The organism is Actinoallomurus acanthiterrae, from assembly GCF_054775715.1.
On sequence record NZ_BAAHCO010000001.1, the window covers coordinates 6800167 to 6820696 of the forward strand.

Sequence of the window (20530 nt, forward strand, 5' to 3'; positions counted from 1 at the left end):
ATCGCATGGTGTTCCTCACGGCGCGGACACTCGCGGTTGAGCTTCGGCGAAGTTCTTTGGGAACACCTGTTCGATCCGGCCGTCCTGCGACTGCATCACGATCGGCGTCGCGGAGGTGTTCTGCCCGGTCCGGTCGAACCGCACCGGACCGGAGAAGGCCATCAACGAGTTGAACGACAGACCTGCGATCGTGTCGCGCAGCTTCCTGGGGTCACGACTGCCCGACTGCTGGAGTGCCTCGGCGATCAAGCGCACCGACTCGTACGACAGTACCGAGGATGTGCGGATGTCCTCACCGTAGGTGGCTTTGAAATCGGCCGCCAGCTTCCGCATCTGTGGATCGAGCGCGTTGAAGTGGTAGTTGGAGTCGAAGAACAGATCGCCTGCCGAGCCCGCGTCCTTGGCGAACTGGGGGAGGTCGAAGGCGCCGTCGGCTACGCCGAAGACCAGTTTCACACCCGGCTGGACGGCGGCCACGGCCTTGGCGGCGAGTACACCGTCGCGGTAGTAGCCGATCACGACGAGAGCGTCTGCTCCGGCCGCCTTCACCTGTGTGATCTGGGTGGTGAGGTCGGAGACCTGCTGGGCGTCGTAGGTCAGCTCCGGTCCGATTTGCACGTCCTGCTTCTTCGCCTCCGCTGCGAAGGCCTTGTAGACGCTCGTGCCGAAGTCGGTCTGCTCGTGCAGGACCGCGACCTTTCTGATCTTGATTTTCTTCTGGTCGGCGAGCTGATGGAGGTAGTCCGCGCCGCGTGTGCCCATGGACGAGGCGTTGGGCTGGAGGCGGAACGAGTAGGTGTAGCCATGCTGGAGGATGTCATCGGCCACGGCGACGTCGATGACAAACGGAACGCGGTTGCGCTCGGCGACCGCGGCGACGTTCGCGGCGACTGCTGACTGATATGGGCCGACGAGCGCCACGGCGCCCTGCTGGATCAGCCGTTGCGCTTCGCTCTGCCCTATCTCGGGTTTGCCCTGGCTGTCGGCGTCGGCGAGTTTCAACTTGGCGCCGCCCAGCGACTTGATGCCTCCTGCGGCGTTGATCTGATCGACTGCGAATTTCACCGCCTTCGCCATCTGCTGACCGTCGAAGGCCAGCGGACCGGTCAGCGGGTGGATCGACCCGATGGTGATCGTGCCGCCGTTGCCTCCTCCTCCGGTGCCGGTGGAGCCCGTCGGCGCGGAGCCGCCACAGGCCGCCGCGGCCAGGCCGACCGCCGCTGCCAGACCGGCGAGTTTCAGGTTTTGCATTTCAGCTCCCGACCTGCGGGACAGTTGCCAGCCCGCATGTTCCTCTCATCGGAACGAGTAGGTGTCCAGAATCGTGACACCCGCTTGCGTCATCGGTCAATAGATGTTTTCCTCTAGCTGCTCAAGTGTTCAGATGCATGCGTCGCAGCCAGTCGCATGGTGCCCGACGGAGGGCTAGGATCGTTCCTGTGAGCGGAACAGAGATTGAGAAGAGGGGTGGCGGTGGCACCGAGGCCGCCGCCCGTGTGGCCGACGTCCTGCTGCTGTTCATCAGCGGCCCCGACTCGCTCGGCGTGAGCACGATCAGTCGCGAGCTGGGACTGGCCAAGGCGGTGGTGCATCGCATCCTCACCTCGCTCGCCTCGCGCGAGATGGTCATCGCCGACGAGGCGACGCGGGGGTACAGACTCGGGCCGGCGGCGGCCGCATTGGGCGCGCGGGCGCTGCGCGACTCGGACCTGCGTTCGGCCGCCCGGCCCGTGCTGCGACGGCTGCGTGAGGAGACCGGGGAGACCAGCACGTTGTCTCAGCTCGTCGGCGACTCCCGGGTCTACCTCGATCAGTTCGCAAGTCCCCACGAGATCAAGATGCTTGTGGAGATCGGACGCGCGTTCCCGCTGCACGCCGGCTCGTCGAGTAAGGCGATCCTGGCCCACCTCCCGGAGGCCAGACGCGAGGCGATCCTGCGCGACGGGCTCGCTCCACTGACCTCTCAGACCATTCGCGACGCCGACCGGCTGCGCACCGCGCTCGCCGAGATCGTCCGAGACGGGGTCGCGGTCTCCCGAGGAGAGCGCCGACCTGACGCCGGCTCGGTCGCCGCGCCGGTCTTCGACGTCGACGGCGTACGAGGATCGATCAGTCTGTGCGGTCCGATCGACCGTTTCGGTCCCGATGATGTCGCCACGTACGCACCGCTGGTCAGGGCGGCGGCCGAGGAGATCTCCCAGGCCCTCGGCGGGCGATCCGGCCTGAGGATCATGGACGGAAAGGACAAAGAAGCGTGACCGACCAGGCACTGCACGGTCTCACCGTGATCGACACGGCGACGCTGTTCGCCGGGCCGCTCGCCGCCACGATGCTCGGCGACTTCGGTGCCGACGTGATCAAAATCGAACATCCGGACAAGAGCGATCCGGTACGCGACCATGGCGCGAGCAAGAACGGCGTTGGGCTGTGGTGGAAGGTGATCTCTCGCAACAAACGGGCTGTCACACTCTATCTCGGCACCTCCGAGGGTCAGGAGTTGTTCAAGCGGCTGATTGCGAACGCCGATGTGTTCGTCGAGAACTTCCGGCCCGGCACGCTGGAGCGTTGGGGACTCGCCCCCGAGTCGCTGCTGGAGATCAATCCCCGGCTCGTCGTGGCCCGGGTCACCGGATTCGGGCAGGTCGGTCCATACGCGAGCAGGCCCGGATTCGGGACGCTCGCGGAGGCCATGAGCGGGTTCGCCGCGATCACCGGCGAGCCGGGCGGCCCGCCGACGCTCCCGCCGTTCGGGCTCGCCGATGGGATCGCCGCGCTGGCCACCGCTTACGCCATCATGACCGCACTGCGGGCCCGGGACGTGACCGGACGCGGACAGGTCGTCGACATGGCCATCATCGAGCCGATCCTCACGCTTCTCGGACCGCAGCCGACCGTGTACGACCAGCTCGGAATCGTTCAGCCGAGGACGGGGAACCGATCGAGCAACAACGCTCCTCGCAATACCTACCGCACCAAGGACGGGACGTGGGTGGCGATCTCCACCTCGGCGCAGAGCGTGGCCGAGCGGGTCATGCGGCTGGTCGGCTGTCCAGAGTTCATCGACCGGCCATGGTTCTCCTCCGGCGCCGGGCGAGCCGAGCACGTCGACGCACTCGATGAGGCCGTCGGCGGCTGGATCTCCCGGCACACTCGTGAGGAGGTCATCCGGGCCTTCGAACAGGCGCAGGCGGCAATCGCGCCGATCTACGACGTGCGTGATGTTCTGGCCGACCCTCAGTACGCGGCGCTCGACTCGATCATCACCATCGACGACCCTGAACTCGGTCCGGTGCGGATGCAGAACGTCGTCTTCCGTCTATCGGAAACCCCTGGCCGGATCCGATGGGCAGGGCCGCCGCGCGGCGCGCACAACGCGGAAGTGTACGGGCGCCTCGGTCTGAGTGAGGAGCAACTCGCGGACCTTCGCGCCAAGAGGGTCATCTGACCGTGAACCGTAGCTGGCTGTACGTTCCCGCGCACCGGCCCGAACTGTTCGCCAAGGCTCTGGCCGGACCGGCGGACGCGATCGTGGTCGACCTTGAGGACGCGGTACCGGCCGACCAGAAGGAACGGGCGCGAGCGGCGGTGGCTGAGTTGGTCGGTGCCCAGCACGATCGGCCGGTCTGGGTCCGTATCAATCACCACGCCTCGCCGTGGGCCCGTGATGACGTCCGAGCCGTCGCTCGTTCCGGCCTTGCCGGGTTGCGCGTCCCCAAGTGCGAGTCGGCCGAGACCGTCCGTGCGGTCATCTCGTGGCTGGACGCGGAGGGCTGCGACGCCATGGTGCACCCGCTTCTGGAGAGTGCCCTCGGCGTCGAGCGGGCGTACGAGATCGCCCTGGCATCGCCGCGCGTGGCGCTGATCGGGCTGGGTGAGGCCGATCTCCGCGCCGACATGCGCGTCCGCGATGACGGACTCGCATACGCGCGGTCCCGAGTGGTCACCGCCGCGCGCGCCGCTGGCCTGCCCGGCCCGGTCATGAGTGTGTACACCCGGCTCGGTGACCCAGAGAGGTTGCGCGTCGACACTCGCGCAGGCCGCGCACTGGGATTTTTCGGCCGTTCTGCCGTCCATCCCAACCAGGTTCCGGTCATCAACGACGTATTCACCCCGTCTCGTACGGAGGTGGCCGAGGCCCGCGAACTGCTGGCGACCCTCCGAACGGCCATCGCCATGGGAAGGGCGGCGCTGCGCACCCGCGACGGCCGTTTCGTCGACCCGGCGGTCGCCGAATCGGCGCGCTGGGTCCTTCTCACAGCCGGGGAAGAAGACGCCGGTCCGACGCTCCATTCAGAGGAGGAAGACACTTGAACGCACTGCTCGGCGCGCTGGCGTCAGGAGTCCGGATCATCGATCTGGCCCAACCGCTCGCCTCGGATATTCCGGTATCGCCCAACCATCCAGGCTTCCGCATGGCCCTGCTCCGCCGGCACGGCGACATGACTCGCCCTGATGGCGGCTCCGCAGCGAATGAGCTCCTCGTCATGGGCGGGCACGTCGGTACGCATGTGGACGCTCTCGCGCACGTCTCCCACGACGGCCGGCTGTACGGCGGTGTGGACGCGGCGGAGGCCCAACGCGGCGGCCGTTTCGATCAGCTCGGCGTTGATGAGATGGAACCGCTCGTCTGCCGGGGTGTGCTCCTCGACGTCGCCATGGCCACGGGCGTCGATGTCCTTCCCGGCGGCTACCAGATCACGGACAACGATCTCGCCGATGCGGCCGACCAGGCCTTGGTCATACCCGGGCGTGGGGACGTCGTCTTGGTCCGTACCGGCTGGGCGCGGCGATGGAACGACCCACCGTCCTACCTTGGTCATGACAGTGGCGTCCCAGGGGTCACCGAGAGTGGTGCGAAGTGGCTGGCCGCTCGTGGTGTCGTCGCCACCGGCGCCGACACCACCGCCTACGAGTCCATACCACCCGGTACGGGACACCGTGTCCTGCCAGTGCACCGCATGCTCCTCGTCGAGCACGGCATTCACATCATCGAGAACCTCAACCTCGAGGACGCTCGGGGTCTCACCGAGTTCATGTTCGTCCTCACCCCCCTCAAGATCGTTGGAGGCACGGGGTCTCCGGTCCGGCCGCTCGCGGTGGTGGGGCGATGACGGTGATTCAGCGGGTCGCCGAGGTGGCGGCCGAGGTCAGGGAGAAGGGGCTCCCGCCGGACCTGCGCGCCGACGTGGCGCGCCGCGTCCTCGACGTGCTGGGTAACGCCCTCGCGGCGACCACGCTCGGCCCTTCCCAGGTCGTGGCGGCACTGGCCGAGGAGTGGGGTGGCCCCGGGCAGGCCGTCGCGCTCGGGAGCGGTCGTCGTCGGCCGGTCGCCACCGCCGCCCTTGTGAACGGAACCCTCGCGCACGCTCTCGACTTCGATGACACCCACCTCCCGTCCATATTGCACCCGAGTTCGAGCGTCGTCCCCGCCGCGCTGGCGGTCGCCGAAGCGGTCGGTGCCGATGGTGCGGCGCTGCTCGACGCGGCGGGTTACGGCGTCGAGATCTGCGTGCGACTCGGCATGGCAGGTTATGACTCCCAATTGGGTAATTCGATATTCTTCGAACGTGGGCTTCATGCCACCGCGATCTGCGGCGCCATCGGTGCGGCGCTGGCCGCCGCGATGCTGCGCGGCCTCGATCGTGACGGGATCGCCTCAGCCGCCGGCATCGCGGCGAGCATGGGCGCGGGGTTGCTGGAGGCCAACCGCACCGGTGGCACGGTGAAGCGCGTGCACTGTGGCTGGGCGGCGCACTGCGGCGTAACCGCGGCCGACCTGGCCAGGCATGGCCTCACCGGCCCACCCACCGTCATCGAGGGGCGATTCGGATTCCTGCAGGCATATTGCGGTGACCGGGCCGATGCCTCCAGGGTGATCGACAGGCTCGGAAGCGTCTGGGAGCTTCCTGGAATCTTTTTCAAGCCGTATCCCTGCAACCACTTCACCCACGCGGGGATCGACGCGGCGCTGCGCATACGGCGGCGTGGCGTCGATCCTGACGACATCGCGGAGATCGAGTTGGGTGCGCCCCGCCCGGTGCTGCGCACGATCGCTCAGCCGCCAGAGGACAAGGGCCGGCCCGAAACCGGATACGCCGCAGCCTTCAGCGGCCCGTACACCGTCGCCGCAGCTTTGCTCGGCGGGGATGGCCTCGGCCTCTTCCACGAGGACTTCACTGATGCCGCGGCTCGCGATCCGCGTCGTCGTGCCCTCGCGGCGCAAGTGCGCTGCGTTCAGGACGCCCGCTGCGATGAGATCTTTCCACACCAGTTCCCGGCGGTCTTGAGGGTGCGGACCCACTCGGGCCGGTGGTTCGAGGAACGGGTCGACGTCAACCGGGGCGGCCCCAGCGCACCGCTGACGGATGAGGAACTAGCGACGAAGTTCCGCCTCAACGCCGCCCGTGCGGTCGACGCCGAGCGTGCGGATCAGATCGCCCGGCAGTCCCTCGGCCTCCCGTCCCTCGAGGACGTCCGTACGCTGACCGCCCTGTTGATCGGAGAATGACCATGGAATTTCTCGTTCACATCGAGATCAACTGGCCTCCGGGCGTCGCTGAGGACGAGCGTGAGCGGTTGTACGCCGCAGAGCTGGAACGCGGGCACGAACTCGCCCGACTGGGCCTGATGAAACGGCTGTGGCGGATCCCCGGACGCTGGGCCAACTGGGGGCTGTGGGAGGCCCCCGACGCCGACGAGTTGCACACCGCGCTCACCTCTCTTCCCTTGTGGCCATGGATGTCGGTGGACGTTCATCCAACGGCCGTTCACCCCAACGATCCTCCGCGTCAGGTCACCGCGTCCGACGATGGGGCGCTCGGGCGGATCGGACGTGTCGGAGCGTGGACCGGCGCGCTCGGGCGCGCGCCCGCCTCCGTCGCGCGTAGAGCGGTGGCGGAGATCGAACGGCTCGGCTATGGGAGCGTATGGATAGCCGAGAGCGATGTCGGCAAGGAGGTGTTCAGCAACGCCGGGCTCCTCTTGGCCTCCACCCGGCGCATCGTTGTAGCGACCGGGATCGCCAACATCTGGGTACGTGACTCGACAGCGATGAACGCCGCGACCGTGACGCTGGGCGAAGCGTATCCAGGCCGATTCCTTCTCGGCCTCGGCGTCAGCCACAAGCCCCAGGTGGCACCCCGCGGCCATGAGTACGGGCGACCGGTCGCGACCATGCGTGGCTACCTCGATGCGATGGACGGCATCCGCTCGCAGGCGCCGCTCCCGGAGCCGGCCGTGCCACGCGTCCTTGCCGCACTGCGTCCGAAGATGCTGGAACTGGCACGGGAACGCGCCGCCGGCGCACACCCGTATTTCGTACCGCCAGAGCACACCGCTCAGGCACGCACGATACTCGGCGACCGTCCCCTCCTCGCACCGGAACAGGCCGTGGTGCTCGAAACCGATCCCTCACGTGCGCGAGAACTCGCACGTCAGCATATGGCCTGGTACCTAACGATGCCGAACTACATCAACAATCTCCGCGCACTCGGCTTCGACGATGATGACATCACCGATGGCGGCAGCGACCGGCTCGTCGACACCATCGTCGCATGGGGTGACGAGGGCGCGATCCTGGCGAGGGTGCGCGAGCATCTGGATGCCGGCGCCGACCATGTCGCGGTACAGCCGATCGTGCCCGAGCGCGGCATCGGCGTTGACGTACTTCGCCTTCTGGCTCCGGCTCTTTGCTCGCTCTGAGCGCCGAAACCCACAAGAAGAGAGAACGAGGAAGCATGGAGTTCGGCGTCAACGTTCCGAATTATGGCGATCGGACCACACCGGCTGAGATACTGCGCTGGGTCCGCTTCGCCGAGGGTGTCGGCTATCAGCTGGCGATGGTCTCCGACCATATTGCCCTCACGCCGGAGGTCGAGCGGTTGTTCCCCGCCCCGTTCTACGACCCCTTCGCAACGTTGGCGTGGCTGGCGGGGCAGACCACCAGAATCCGACTCGGTACCACCGTCATCGTGCTTCCCTATCGTCACCCGCTTCAGATGGCCAGGCTATCGGCGAATATCGACCAGTTCAGTGGTGGCCGGCTGGTATTGGGGGTAGCCGCAGGCTGGGCGCCTGAGGAGTTCGCAGCCGTAGGGATGCCCTATCATCAGCGTGGCCGCATCGCCGACGAATCGCTTGCAGCGATTAAGGCGTTGTGGACACGCAGTGTGACCGAATTCGACGGCGAGCACGTATCGTTCGGCCCGGTAGCGACTGGGCCGAGCCCACTGCAACGACCACACCCGCCGATCTGGGTCGGCGGGCACAGCCCCGGCGCGCTGCGGCGAGCCGTACGCTACGCAGACGCTTGGCATCCGACGTCGGTGAGAGTCGGATATCTGGCCGGGGTCGGGATGCCAGAACTCCGGAAAATCGCCGACCGGGAATCCCTGCCGGCTCCCGGTCTCGCGCCAAGAATCAAGCTCCGAATCACCGATCGGCCGCTGCCCGACACCCGCCGCCTCATGGGTGAAGGAACCATCGACCAGATCCGCGAAGACCTATCGGTCATCGCTGGACTGAACGCCACACATGTGGTTTTCGACACCACTTACCCGGGTCAAACCCGCCGGCTGCCGGCCGAATGTTATTGGGAGTCGCTGGAGCACATAGCCGACGAGGTGATCGATCTCGAATCAGGTGCCTTGCGCTGAAGCGTCTCACCTTTGAGGCGGCAGCGACCTCCGTGCCGGATCGGGTGCGCTGCCATTCCAGCCCCCACATACTCAAGTCGCGGGCAGGCGTTGGACAGACCCGCGTGGGCGGCGAAACGCCAGCGGAGAAACCGACCCCGCAAGCGATCACCTAACCTGCGGGAACATGATCATACGGAGACTGTCTTACACCACTCCGGTGGACGTGGCTTCCGGAGGTGACGTCCCAACTTCTGGTGTAAATGTCGGGCCTTCTCGGCGTGGTGACCAGGCTGGGCAGGAGCCATCGTGTGATGGTCGGCGAGACCACGCCAATGGTTCTCGCGAAAGAGACACATCACACGATGGCTCTGGACCGGTCTGCCCTGCTTGAGGTGCTCGAGGTGCTCGAGGCACTCAAAGGCGCCGATGTCGAAGAACGGATCCGCCAGGCGGCCACCACCATCTACCAGGCTCTGCTCGAGGCGGAGCTGACCGCGGTGATCGGAGCGGCCCCGCATGAGCGCACCGAGGGCCGGACCGCGTTGCGGAACGGGCACCGACCCAAGACGATCACCACCACCGCCGGGGACCTGCAGCTGCAGATCCCCAAGTTGGGGTCCGGGTCGTTCTCTCCCTCGCTGCTGGAACGCCGCCGGCGGGTCGACCAGTCCCTGTTCGCGGTGATCATGGAGGCCTACCTGCACGGCACCTCCACCCGCAAAGTCGATGACCTGGTCAAAACCCTCGGCGCCGACACCGGCATCTCCAAATCCGAAGTCTCCCGGATCTGCGCCGAACTCGATGTCGAGGTCGCCGCGTTCCGCGACCGGTCCCTGGCCGACCAGCCGTTCCGCTACGTCTTCCTCGACGCGACCTACTGCAAGGCCCGCGTCGACCACCGCGTGGTCTCCCAGGCCATCGTCGCCGGAGTCGCCGCCGACAGACGCCGCGAAGTCCTGGGCTTCGATGTGGGTGACAGCGAGGACGGCGCGTTTTGGACCGCGTTCCTGCGCTCGCTCAAGACCCGCGGGCTGCACGGGGTCCAGCTGGTCATCAGCGACGCCCACGCCGGCCTCAAAGCCGCGATCGAAGCAGTCCTGCTGGGCGCGGTCTGCCAACGCTGCCGGGTTCACTTCCTGCGCAACGTCCTGGCCCAGGTCCCCAAAGGCCACGCCGAGATGGTCGCCGCCGCTATCCGCACCATCTTCGCCTAGCCCGACCCCGCCTACGTCCGCGAACAACTGGCCACCATCGCCGGCATGCTCGGCCGCCAACTCCCCAAGGTCGAAACGATACTGCGCGAGGCCGCCGATGACGTCACCGCCTTCGCCGACTTCCCGATCAGCCACTGGAAGAAGATCTGGTCCACCAACCCCCTGGAACGGGTGAACAAAGAGATCAAACGCCGCACCGACGTCGTCGGCGTCTTCCCCAACCCCGCCGCCCCGCTGCGCCTGGCCGGCTCCGTCCTGGTCGAAACCCACGACGAATCGCAGGTATCCGACCGCCGCTACCTGTCCGAAGGCTCCATGGCCCTCCTCGACCAGCCCACCGACAACCCACAGGAGGTGGCCACACCCGCCCTACTCACGGCGTGATCAGCATTACTCGCTGACCCGCACACGGTGACGACCACTTACACCACCAAGCGGGACGCCACCACCTACCCCAAGCACGGGCCGGGACGACCACCGATCCGACCCACAGTTCGGGCCCTCGTGCTGCGGTTGGCGGCCGAGAATCCGACGTGGTGGTATCGGCGCATCGCCGGCGAGATAGCCGGACTGGGCCGGAAGGTATCCCCCGCCACCGTCTGGGCGATCTTAGAGAAGGCCGGGTTCGATTCAGCACCTCAGCGCAGCGATCCGACCTGGGCCGCGTTCCTCAAGGCCCAGGCGTCCGGGATCTTGGCCTGCGACTTGTTCAGCGTGGAGACGATCACTCTCGCGGCTCTACTGCTTCGCGGTGGTCGAGCACGCCACGCGCCGCGTCCACGTCTTGGGTGTCACAGCGAACCTGACCGCCGCCTGGGTCGCCCAGCAAGCCCGCAGCCTGATGCTCGAGCTGGGCGATCGCACCGGCGACTTCCGGTTCTTGATCAGAGACCGGGACAGCAAGTTCACCGCCTTGTTCGATGATGTGTTCAAGGCCGAGGGCATTCGCATGGTGCTGACTAATCCGCAGGCTCCTTGGATGAACGCGATCATGAAGCGGTGAGTGGGCAGCGTACGCCGCGAGCTCCTCGACCGGAGGATCCTCAGCATGAACGAACGCTACCTACACAAGGTCCTCGCCGAATACGAAATCGTCTGCACCGGGCCCTGAACCAAGCCGGCTCACCCACGCACTACCCGATCCCGCCGACGCCGATATAAAGGTCATCCGACGAGACCAGCTCGGCGGCCTCCTCAACGAATACGCCCAGGTCGCATGAGGTGACACGATAATCGGCACCCACAGGCTTGGGTCACCCACAAGGCGGTCGGGTGCGTGGTGGCACCCAGAATTCGCATCCCGCGCGTATGGTGCTCGATCACCGCCAGCACCAACATCCGTGCCCCGACAGGGTGACGGTCTCCAGGAAGTCAAACGCCAACAGAGCGCCTGCTTGTGAACGCAGGAACGCGGCCCACGTAGTGGAGGCACGTTCGGGCGCGGCATCGATGCCGGCGTCCTTCAGGATCTCCCACACCGTAGAGGCAGCCACCTTCACCCCCAGCCCGAGCAGTTCGCCGTGCACGCGCCGGTACCCCCAGCCGGGGTTCTCCCGGACCAGGCGCAGCACCAGGACTCGGACGGAACGCACGGTCGGCGGCTGCCCTGCCCGCTTCGGTTTGGACCGGGCAGCATGCCGCCCTTTGATCAGGTCACGGTGCCAGCCCAGCACCGTGTCCGGCCGCACCAGCAACCGCACCCGGCCAAGAGTCGGTGGCCTCACGCGATGCAGCAGCGCCGCCAGCGAAGCCCGATCCGACGGCGTGAAACGAACCTTCTTCCCGCCGAGCTGGCGTTCCAGCACCGCGGTCTCGTGACGCTGGACCAAGATCTCGATGTCCTTCTCATGATCGCCCGCCGGAAGAAGACGCAACAGGGCGATCGTATTCGTCACCGCCAGGTAGGCCAATCGCAACAGCACAGCCGCTCATCATGCCCTGGCGACCCATCTCGCCGTAACCATTCCCCCAACTGTTCCAGGGCGACGAAGCCCGGCACCCAGAGGTGCAGGGCCCCATGACTCTCACCTGCGCGTATGAAATTTTCGGTACGCGCAGGGCGGCCCCCGCGTGGTCCGCGGGCGGGTGTCTATGGAGGGTGCCCGCTCCTGCCCGTCCTCTCGGCGATTCGGAATATGCCACGGTTGATTCGCGAGCAGACCGCGACTGATACCCGAATGCGCCCGTTTCGGGGCGCATTCGGGGATCAGCCGGAAGTTTCGAGAATTCCGAATCCGGCTACGGGGGATGCGGGAAAGAAATGCCGCGGCTTGCTGGCCGGCTCGGCCGAGCGGATCCGGATCCGGGGCCGGGATCAGCCGGCCGGATCGGCGGCGGGAACGGTGACCGGGTCCGCCGCCCAGCCGGTCGTGTGTGCGATGAAACCGGTCAGCAGTGCTGCCGCCCTCGCGTGGGCCTCGACGCCCGGGTGGACGCCGTCGGTGTAGTCGCCCGCGTCCGCCGACATCCAGCCCGTGGTGTCGACGTACACGGTCCTGTGATCGTTCGCCTCGGTGACCGCCGAGGCCACGTCCTCGGCGTTGTAGCCGCCGAAGGGACGCATCGCGAAGATCCATGCGTGCGGGTAGGCCGCACGGATCTGCTTCAGGTAGCTCAGGTAGGCGGGCCGGAACGGTTCGGCGCCGAGGAAGTAGTCGTTCGTGCCCTGGTTGACGACCACGGCGTCGGGGCGGAAGAGCGGGTCGGCCGGGGAGTCCTGGAAGTTCCAGCCGAAGCTGCCGCTCGCTGTCGGCACGCCGCCGTTGCCGTTGACGAGGATGCCCTGGCGGCCGAAACCGACCTGGTTGGTGTGGGCGTGGAAGGCCTTCCCCGTCAGGTGGGCGAAGTCCTTGGTGCCGTCGTCGCAGTCCGTGCCGATCACCCCGCACAGGGACTTGACGCCCTGTGTGATGGAGTCGCCCAGGAACTCCATGCGTAGGGGCCCGAGTGGCGCTGGCATCTGCACATGGGCGCCGGGGTCGAGTTCGAGACCTGTGAAGGAAAGGCCCGACCGTAGGGGGAAGACCCACCGGTTCGCGTGTTCGTTGACGTCCTTGACGGAGATCTCGGCGGTGTGCTTCCAGCCCGTCAGCGGCGTAGGGGTGAAGTCGATCAAGTCCCGGTCCACCGTGTACCGGGTCGGGGCCGCCCCGTCAATCGACACGTAGATCTGCGCGGGAAGCGTCACCGACGAGGTGTCGAAGCGGCCCGCGAGAGTGCGCCCGGTGAATCGGAACCGCAGCTGGGAGCCCGAGTTCGGGGTGATCATGGCATTGCCGACGCGGCCCCAGTGGCCGTCGAAGTCCAGGTGCGGATCGGTCGCCGGTATCCCGGCGTCGGCGGCCACCTGCCGGGACGCACCGGCAGGTGCGCTGTACGCGGTGTACGCGGCCTGGGCGGGTGCGGTCAGGGCGAGGATGCAGATCAGCGGAAGCACGGCCACAGCGGCGGTTCTGGCGAGATGTCTCTTGCGCACGGTTACTGCCTTCCGATCGTCGAGGCCGGTGGAGGTGGGACGTCCTATGTCACTCACCATCGCACAGCCGTGACGGCCGCGAAAGAAGTTGAACGCAACAACCCGCGTGGGCCTTGTTCAGTTCTGTTTGTTTGCCGTGTCCGGCGTCGGCTCCGCCCACCCAGCGCGGTGACCTGGTGTCCCGCAGCGATGAGACGGGGAAGAATGCGCCGGGCGAGGACACCGGTCGCGCCGGCCAGCAAGACGTGCACGGTCAGACCTCCGGGCAGGTCTGCCGCGAATACTTCTCTACGGTGAGGTCGGCGGTCCGGCGGGCCTGCGGTCCCGGCGACGGCGCCGGAACGGGGCGGCCATGGCCGCCAGCTCGCCGCGCGGGGTCCACATGTTCAGCGCGACCAGTGCGGTCAGGCAGGCGAAGACCAGTCTGCGGTCGAGGCGGGCGTCGGCCACGGTCACCCTGATCGTTCCTGTCCAGGAAGTCGGTCAGCCGGTTGTGATGCAGCTGTGTGCTGCCCACCGCCTCACCGGTCAAAGGAGGCAGCCCTGCCTGGACGATGCGCCACTGCGCCGGGTTGTGGACGACATCAGAATGCCGGGTGCCGCTCAGGGGTTGGATGAAGTCGTCGGCCTGGCGCTCTCCGCTGAGATTGACGATGCCGATAAGTGTCCCATCGGGGGTCTGTGCTCCGCTCGGCGTCACGTGGGCGGTCACCTCTGTCAGTCCCTGCCCGGTGCAGAGCTCGTATGCTGCCGGCCTCAGAAGCGGGCCGGTCTTGGCCAGCCGAGCCACGGGCCGTGGTGTGTCCCGGTGCCATATCTCCAGGATTGTCTGGTGCAGCTTGTAGCCGACGGTTGCTTCGAAGGAGGTGAGGTCCTGCAGCGATGGAGGCGATCCTGCGGTCATCGGTGTTCGCCTTCTGCTGGAGCAGGCCCACCCGCCGGTCTTAGGTGATTGTCGAAACGTCCGGCGCGGCGTGCACTTGCTCGGACTGGGGGTGGGTGAGCGCGGTGGACATGGTACGGAGCCGCTGGGCGCGCTCGATACGTGAGAACACCTGCCCGGCGGGTAACGGGATGTACTGAGGATGAGAAGACAGGGAGATCCTCGAGCGGATCTCCCCGTTCGAATCGGTCCGCTCGATCAGGCCTGCCGCCTGTCATCATGGAGTGCGTGGATCTTGAAATGTAATGGACCCGGTTCGACCGAGTGTCACGCTGACCCTAACCTCGGCGCTCTACTCGGCGGGCCTGCCGAGCAAAGCGGCATCTCGCCTGACCGCCCGCACCGCATGCCCGGCAGACAGAAGCGCACGCGCGACCCGGCTTCCCGCATGCCCGCTCGCGCCTGTGACGACGACCTTGCCCATGCTCCACCCGACTCTCAAACCATCGATACTTGCATGACACTAGCGAAACTTACTCCTGTCATGCAAGTGCCAGGGAAGGCGTCCACAACGACCACAGGGGTTGGCCGGGCTCGGCAAGACGCATGAGGGGCAGAACTGCTCCGTCGCCGCGCCATCGAGGTAGTCGGCGAGCGTTGGAGCCTGCCGATCATTCGGGATGTGATCTTCCGCGGCATCACCAGATTCACCGAGTTTCAGAGCGTCCTCGGCATCGCGCCGAACATCCTGGTTAGTCGGCTGGACGGCTTTGTCGCCGCCGTCTCATGATCGTCGACGGCCGGGAGTGCCGACTCACCATCAAGGGGCTGGATCTGCAGCCGGCCATCGTCGCAATGACCGAATGGGGCGACCGATGGGCAGCATCGTTGGCTCCGCCCATCCTCTACCAACACGACGGCTGCGGCGGCCGAGTCCACCACCGCACCACTCCACGCGCCACAGCACGCCGCACCGACCGGCCGGCACGCGGATGGTCACTGCCACCCAGAGCCGTCGATAACATCCTCCGACCCGCGCAACACCCTCACCAGGGCGGATGACGTTTTCGGCCGGCGCACAGCCGCACTCTTCCACTCGAGCCCCGGCGTACAGGGGGCAGGACCGGAAAACGCCAGAAACCCTGCCGTGGCCTCGTGTAGGTGCTGGTCAGGTGTGGGCCTGGATGGCGGCGAAGTGGGTGAGTGTGCCTGCTCGACCGCTTCGGGGTAGTGCTGGCGCTTGTCGTGCTCAGCCAGAGCTCGCTAATGCGAACCAGGCTCGGGTTGCGGCCTTTGCGTTTGCCGGTGGGGATGATCAGGTCCGGCCGGATGTCTCCGACCGATTCGCCGCGGGCGCGGCGGCGGAGCATGGTGTGCAGCGAACAGCACCCGCCCGGTGCCGGATGGGTCGTGGATCCCGTCAACGATCCGGCGAGCATTTCCAGGGCGATGTCGTGGGCGGTGAGGTGGTCAGCGAGCGCCGCACGTGCCAGTTTTCGTCTGAGAACTCGTTCTCGCACGGTTAATGTCGGAAGCGTGTTCTGAGAAAGCTTTGTGAGAAGATTCCGGAGTGAGCAGCAACCCGGAGACTGTCGCCCGAGGCAGCCCCCACCCGGGACTTTCCGCTAGAAACCCCCGGGTGGGGGCTTTCGTCGTTGGAAACCGTAATCAACGGTGTCCTACACTGATGATATAATCGTCTCACCAATGCATGATGTCCATAACTGTCACCTCCCTGATGGTGTGCGGACTGGCACGGGCGACTTACAGGCTGATGCAGGGTCACCGTAAACCACGGCGCTTTCAAGATGCAAGCAATCAGTATCTCGCCGACGAGATCGGGCCTCACCAACAAGTACGAAAGAGCGGGCTGAGGCAGACGCGCTTGGCTGTGAAGCCGCAGGTCAGCATCCATGGCGGGTTTGACACCCTTCAGGTGACCAGTGGTCAGCCGACGGCATGTTCGGCGTGGGCACTGGTCTAGGCCGTGTTTCGTGGATCATTGGACGGGATCGCGGAGCCAGATCTTGATGGACGCGACGTCGATCGTGCCCTGGTAGATGACCTCCCGCTTGTCGAAGCGCGTGGCCACGGCGCGGAACTGCCGCAGCTTGTTGACGCAGCGCTCGACGGTGTTGCGCTCCTTGTAACGTTCGGCGTCGAAGTTGGGCGGACGACCGCCGGACGAGCCGCGCTTGAGCCGGTTGGCCTTCTGGTCCTCCTTGATCGGGATGACTGCCTGGATCTTGTGTTCGCGCAGGTAGGCGCGGTTGGCCTTGGAGGAGTACGCCTTGTCGGCCATGGCACGTGCAGGCCGCTTGCGTGGCCGGCCCAAGCCTCGGCGCGGGATGCGGATCGCATCCATCAGCGGGATGAACCGCGGGGAGTCGCCGTACTGGCCCGGGGTGGTCAGCTTGGTGATCGGACGGCAGCGCCGGTCGGCGACCAGGTGAATTTTGGTGGTCAGGCCGCCTCTCGAGCGCCCCAGCCCCTCACGGTTCTTGCCGGGATTCTTGTGATTCGATGCCGCCCCCCGCGCGGTGGTCGCGGGCCGGGTCGTCCTTGGCCGGAGTGTGCGGTGCTCCGGCGGCGTGCTGGTGGGCGCGGGCGATGGTGGAATCGGCCGACACCGTCCAGTCCTTGCCTTCGGCCTCGTCGCACCCGGCGCGCAGCCGATCCAGCGCCCTCGCCCACGTTCCGTCGCGTGACCAGCGGCGATGCCGCTTGTAGACGGTCTGCCACTTGCCGTACTGGGTGGGCAGGTCCCGCCAGGGGCAGCCGGTCCGGGTCCGCCAGAACACCCCGTTGATCGTGCGACGGTGGTCGGCCCACCGGCCGCCACGGCCCGGGTTGGATGGCAGCAGTGGCTCCAGCCACTCCCATTCCTCATCGGAAAGGTCATGTCGATCAAGCACACATCAGGACATACAGGACGAGCCGCTCAAGATCCAGGAAACACGCCCTAGGGGAACCAGGGGCCGGGGCGGTGACGTCCAGATCCCGGTGTAAATCGGAGGAGCGTGGGTTGCGGCTTCACGGCGAATCTACACGGCGGCGATGACAGTTTCGGGGTTGTCGCTGAAGTCGCGTGGGCGGGGCTCTGACGGTCAGGGGATTAGTACCAGCTTGCCGGACACGCCACCGGTGGCGAGTTGCCGGTGGGCCCGTGCCGCCTGTTCCAGTGGCATGCGATCCGCGACCCGGGTGGTGAGCTCGCCCGCGGCTGCCAGCCTTGACAACTCGGCGAGTTGCCTACCGTCAGGCTCCACGAGCACGGTGATCGGCTCGATCCCGCGCGCTGCGGCGAATTGACCATCCGGGACCCAGAATTCCGGAACCACCGTGACGTACCGTCCGCCATCACGTACCGCCACGAAGGCTTTCTTGGCGGCGACGCCTCCGATGACGTCCAGGGCCGCGTCGGCCGGTCCCTGTGTCACGAACTTCACGCCTTGCCGCGCGGCGAGTTGCACGGCGAATCCGCCGACCGCGCCCAGCGGGTTATTCACCAGCAGCCGGTCGCCGGGGGCGAGGTCCAGCAACGCAAGCGCTTGCCATGCGGCCAGTCCGGCTAGCGGAAGGCTCGCCGCATGCGCCCAGTCCAACCCGGCTGGCGCGGGAGCCACGTAACGCGAGGGAAGCGTGACGTATTCGGCGTATCCACCTGCCTGAGTCCGCGAGTGGGCGGTGACGGCGATGACTGCCGTACCCACGGGAAGGTCGGCCGTACCCACCTCGATGGTGCCGGCCACGTCCCAGCCGGGGACGAGGGGAAACCGGACTGGCTCTCGCCACCAGTATCGCCCTTCGCGCATGCCGAGATCCGCCGGGTTCACCGCGGCTGCGGCCACCCGGATTAGCACTTCGCCTTCGGCGGGCTCACGGACCGGCAGCTCAGTGATGGTGAGGTTCTCCGCGGGACCGAACTGCTCGATCGCCGCGGCGCGCATGGTCGTCATGACCACGACGCTAGAAACGAACAGGAGCCGTGTCGTTAACGGAGATCAACCTTGTGCGGATCCTGCTCAGCGCGACCGGGGTGACTCCGACGTAGGAAGCGATCTGCCGCTGGGTCAGCCGCCGGGCCAGGTCGGCGTGTTCGGTGACGAAGCTGAGATACCGGGTGGCCGCGTCGTCGAGCAGCAGCTCTCTTTGCCGGCGTTCCTGCCGCAGGTACAGCTTTTCGGTGAGCCGGCGGGTCAACTCCCGCCAGCACTGGTGTCCCGCCCGCAATTGCTCGAACGCCGCGCGGGAGGCCACAAGCAGGGAGCATGGCTCCAGCGCCTGGATGGACACGTGCGCCGGCTCACCGCGTAGTGCCGCACTGTAGGCGCACACGAGATGGTTCTCCGTCCGGAACCCGTGGACGCGTTGCCTACCGTCGGTGCCGGTGTAGTAGAGGCGAACCAGCCCTTTCCCGATGAAGGCGACCCGGTCAGACCGATCCCCGGCCCGGGTCAAGAACCCACCTTCAGGCACGGTGACCGGCCGGAATGCTCGCCTCGTCTTCGCAAGCTCGTCATCGGGGAACTGGCACCATCGACCCAAGAACGCATCGAAGTGTTCGAAGAGGTCTGACATCAATGGTTCCTTCTCCGGTAGGCGCACGTTCCGGCTCCATGATGAGGCTATGCGGTTGCGCCGACGATCTTTGGGGTGTCGGCAGCATCGATCGGGAACCGGTGCGTGGACGAAGCTTGCGGGGCGGATCGAGCAGGGATCGGCGTAGGTCTTGGAGCTGGCGGAGTCCGGCGGGCGTCATGGTCAGGCCGCGTCAGCCGCGGGAGGCGCGGTCTAGGACGGCCCACACGATGCTGATGGCCGAGGTCTCGCCGGGGAAACGGCCGATGACTTTGGCGCGGCGGCGGGTCTCGCCGAAGGTACGTTCGATGAAGCTGGAGTGCCTGACCCGGTGGTGATGCGATCGGAGGCGAACAGCTCATCGATCTTGGCGCGGACACGGTCGGTCGGTGATACTCGTGCGGACACGGGCGTGGGTCCTTCCTTCGAAGACATGCAGGTCTCGAAGCCGGAACCTACGCCCGTCCTCATTTACACCGGCTTCAGGACGCGACCCATTCCTTCTTGCGACAGACGGAAGATCACGATCAAGAGCTTCGGTGATCAGTGGCACGATGCCGGTCGTGCTGGTGCACTCGGGCAGTTGTCCCGGTTCCGGCAAGAGTTCTACAAGTGCCTGATGACACGGGCGGATACGTTGTTCGAGCGGGCCGACGCGGTGTGGTGCGCGAATGGCACGGTTCACTCGCTGGTGGAGTTGTCGCTGGTCGGTGAGCACCGCCGCGTCCACGGGTCACTGGTCCGCGGGAGAGCCGTCGGGCCTGGGCCGCGACAACACCCATCCACGAAAGCGGCTGGCCGCAGCGGGCAGGCGGCGGTCCATATGCCACGACACACCGATAGTCCGGAAGGCGTCTTCGTCGCTCAACGGCACCAAGGTGACGCCTGCGACCACCGGTGCCGTGGGCCCGCCCGGAACGATGGCGATACCGAGTTCGGACCGCACTAGCGCCTTGATAGTCGCGATTTCCGCGCTTTCCAGGGCGACGTCCATGTGGACCCCGCGGGCCGCGAAGAGGGCGTCGGTGGTCTGCCGAAGCCCGAACTCTGCCGGCATGGCGATGAAACGCTCGTGGAGCACTTCCATGAGCTCGACATGAGACCGGCCTGCGAGCGGATGACGTGTCCATGTCGCGAGGGCCAGCGGCTCATCGCGTAGCGGAACCCAGCTCAGGAGCGGATCGCGTGGCCTCGGGCTCGTCAGGATCAGATGTGCCCGCCCGTCGGCGGCACGGGCGGCGACCTCGTCAGCCGAATCCTGGTGGAGTACGAACCTCGTCCGGGTGTCGATGCGGGCGTATTCGCCCAGGAGATCCGGGACGAGCCAGGTGCCGAACGAGTGGAGGAATGCCAGCTCAACAGTGCCCGTGCGCGGTCCACGCATGGTGGCAATGTCGTCCTCGGCCTGCGCCAGTTCACGCAGCGCGGCCTCGATACGGGCGACCAGCACCCGGCCGTACCGATTGAGCCGAAGACGGCGGTTGGGCCGGTCGAAAAGCTCCACGCCGTAGGCCTGTTCGAGTCGTCTGATGGTCCGCGACAGCGCCGGTTGCGAGATATTGAGTGTCGCCGCAGCGCGCGAGACGTTCTGCAGCTCCGCCACCACGAGAAACGAACGCAATTCGTCGAGACCTACATGATTCAATTCCGTTCTCGGCATTTCTTTTCATGAGGAGTGGTGTCACGATGATCCATATGGTGCAACAAGATCGGTCATTCGCCGGTCGAACCACGACTCGCG

General features: G+C 66.5%; 17 protein-coding genes and 3 pseudogenes. 10 read left to right on the top strand and 10 right to left on the bottom strand.

Going from position 1 to position 20530, the window contains the following annotated elements:
• Positions 1-15: 15 nt before the first annotated feature.
• On the bottom strand, positions 16-1251 hold the full coding sequence (locus tag ACYVF7_RS31895) for an ABC transporter substrate-binding protein (RefSeq protein WP_460348028.1): 1236 nt from the start codon (positions 1249-1251) through the stop codon (positions 16-18).
• A gap of 188 nt (positions 1252-1439) precedes the next feature.
• Between ACYVF7_RS31895 and ACYVF7_RS31900 the strand changes: the two genes are divergently transcribed.
• The 10 genes and pseudogenes from ACYVF7_RS31900 (at position 1440) to ACYVF7_RS31945 (ending at position 10853) form a co-directional block, all read left to right on the top strand.
• Positions 1440-2258, top strand: coding sequence for an IclR family transcriptional regulator (locus ACYVF7_RS31900; RefSeq protein WP_460348030.1), 819 nt, complete (start codon positions 1440-1442; stop codon positions 2256-2258).
• Positions 2255-3445: a CaiB/BaiF CoA transferase family protein gene (locus ACYVF7_RS31905; protein WP_460348032.1), complete on the top strand. Its 1191-nt coding sequence runs from the start codon at positions 2255-2257 to the stop codon at positions 3443-3445. Before ACYVF7_RS31900 ends, ACYVF7_RS31905 begins: the two co-directional genes overlap by 4 nt.
• 2 nt (positions 3446-3447) lie before the next feature.
• Positions 3448-4311: an HpcH/HpaI aldolase/citrate lyase family protein gene (locus ACYVF7_RS31910; RefSeq protein WP_460348034.1), complete on the top strand. Its 864-nt coding sequence runs from the start codon at positions 3448-3450 to the stop codon at positions 4309-4311.
• On the top strand, positions 4308-5111 hold the full coding sequence (locus ACYVF7_RS31915) for a cyclase family protein (RefSeq protein WP_460348036.1): 804 nt from the start codon (positions 4308-4310) through the stop codon (positions 5109-5111). Before ACYVF7_RS31910 ends, ACYVF7_RS31915 begins: the two co-directional genes overlap by 4 nt.
• A complete protein-coding gene (locus ACYVF7_RS31920; protein ID WP_460348038.1) occupies positions 5108-6508 on the top strand; it encodes an MmgE/PrpD family protein in 1401 nt (466 codons plus the stop codon). Before ACYVF7_RS31915 ends, ACYVF7_RS31920 begins: the two co-directional genes overlap by 4 nt.
• A 2-nt stretch (positions 6509-6510) precedes the next feature.
• Entirely contained in the window at positions 6511-7701 is a 1191-nt protein-coding gene (locus ACYVF7_RS31925) for a muconolactone Delta-isomerase family protein (protein WP_460348040.1), read from the top strand.
• A gap of 35 nt (positions 7702-7736) precedes the next feature.
• A complete protein-coding gene (locus tag ACYVF7_RS31930) occupies positions 7737-8654 on the top strand; it encodes a TIGR03619 family F420-dependent LLM class oxidoreductase (RefSeq protein WP_460348042.1) in 918 nt (305 codons plus the stop codon).
• A gap of 344 nt (positions 8655-8998) precedes the next feature.
• Positions 8999-10234, top strand: a pseudogene (locus tag ACYVF7_RS31935) (IS256 family transposase).
• A gap of 27 nt (positions 10235-10261) precedes the next feature.
• Positions 10262-10450 (top strand): annotated as a pseudogene (locus ACYVF7_RS31940) (helix-turn-helix domain-containing protein); the annotation flags it as partial.
• Positions 10451-10601: 151 nt separating this feature from the next.
• Positions 10602-10853, top strand: a complete 252-nt coding sequence (locus ACYVF7_RS31945; protein ID WP_460358643.1) for a hypothetical protein — start codon at positions 10602-10604, stop codon at positions 10851-10853.
• Positions 10854-11169: 316 nt separating this feature from the next.
• Here ACYVF7_RS31945 and ACYVF7_RS31950 read toward each other — a convergent pair whose 3' ends face one another.
• The 9 genes and pseudogenes from ACYVF7_RS31950 to ACYVF7_RS31990 form a co-directional block, all read right to left on the bottom strand.
• The gene (locus tag ACYVF7_RS31950) at positions 11170-11772 is read right to left on the bottom strand and encodes a hypothetical protein (RefSeq protein WP_460348044.1); all 603 of its coding nucleotides are present in this window, start codon (positions 11770-11772) and stop codon (positions 11170-11172) included.
• Positions 11773-12164: 392 nt separating this feature from the next.
• A complete protein-coding gene (locus ACYVF7_RS31955) occupies positions 12165-13325 on the bottom strand; it encodes a GDSL-type esterase/lipase family protein (protein WP_460348046.1) in 1161 nt (386 codons plus the stop codon).
• A 288-nt stretch (positions 13326-13613) separates the two neighbouring features.
• On the bottom strand, positions 13614-13781 hold the full coding sequence (locus tag ACYVF7_RS31960) for a hypothetical protein (RefSeq protein ID WP_460348048.1): 168 nt from the start codon (positions 13779-13781) through the stop codon (positions 13614-13616).
• Positions 13782-14560: 779 nt separating this feature from the next.
• The gene (locus tag ACYVF7_RS31965) at positions 14561-14692 is read right to left on the bottom strand and encodes an NmrA family NAD(P)-binding protein (protein ID WP_460348050.1); all 132 of its coding nucleotides are present in this window, start codon (positions 14690-14692) and stop codon (positions 14561-14563) included.
• A 1515-nt stretch (positions 14693-16207) separates the two neighbouring features.
• Positions 16208-17123, bottom strand: a protein-coding gene (locus tag ACYVF7_RS31970; RefSeq protein WP_460347951.1) for an IS5 family transposase whose coding sequence is annotated in 2 segments (ribosomal slippage) — positions 16208-16786 and positions 16788-17123 — 915 coding nt in all. Because the reading frame shifts where the segments join, the coding sequence is not laid out codon by codon here.
• A 192-nt stretch (positions 17124-17315) separates the two neighbouring features.
• The gene (locus tag ACYVF7_RS31975; protein ID WP_460348052.1) at positions 17316-18167 is read right to left on the bottom strand and encodes an NADP-dependent oxidoreductase; all 852 of its coding nucleotides are present in this window, start codon (positions 18165-18167) and stop codon (positions 17316-17318) included.
• A 10-nt stretch (positions 18168-18177) separates the two neighbouring features.
• Positions 18178-18816: a Crp/Fnr family transcriptional regulator gene (locus ACYVF7_RS31980; protein WP_460348054.1), complete on the bottom strand. Its 639-nt coding sequence runs from the start codon at positions 18814-18816 to the stop codon at positions 18178-18180.
• Positions 18817-18868: 52 nt separating this feature from the next.
• A pseudogene (locus ACYVF7_RS31985) lies at positions 18869-19129 on the bottom strand (IS256 family transposase); the annotation flags it as partial.
• A 393-nt stretch (positions 19130-19522) separates the two neighbouring features.
• Positions 19523-20449, bottom strand: coding sequence for a LysR family transcriptional regulator (locus ACYVF7_RS31990; RefSeq protein WP_460348056.1), 927 nt, complete (start codon positions 20447-20449; stop codon positions 19523-19525).
• Between the last annotated feature and the right edge of the window lie 81 nt (positions 20450-20530).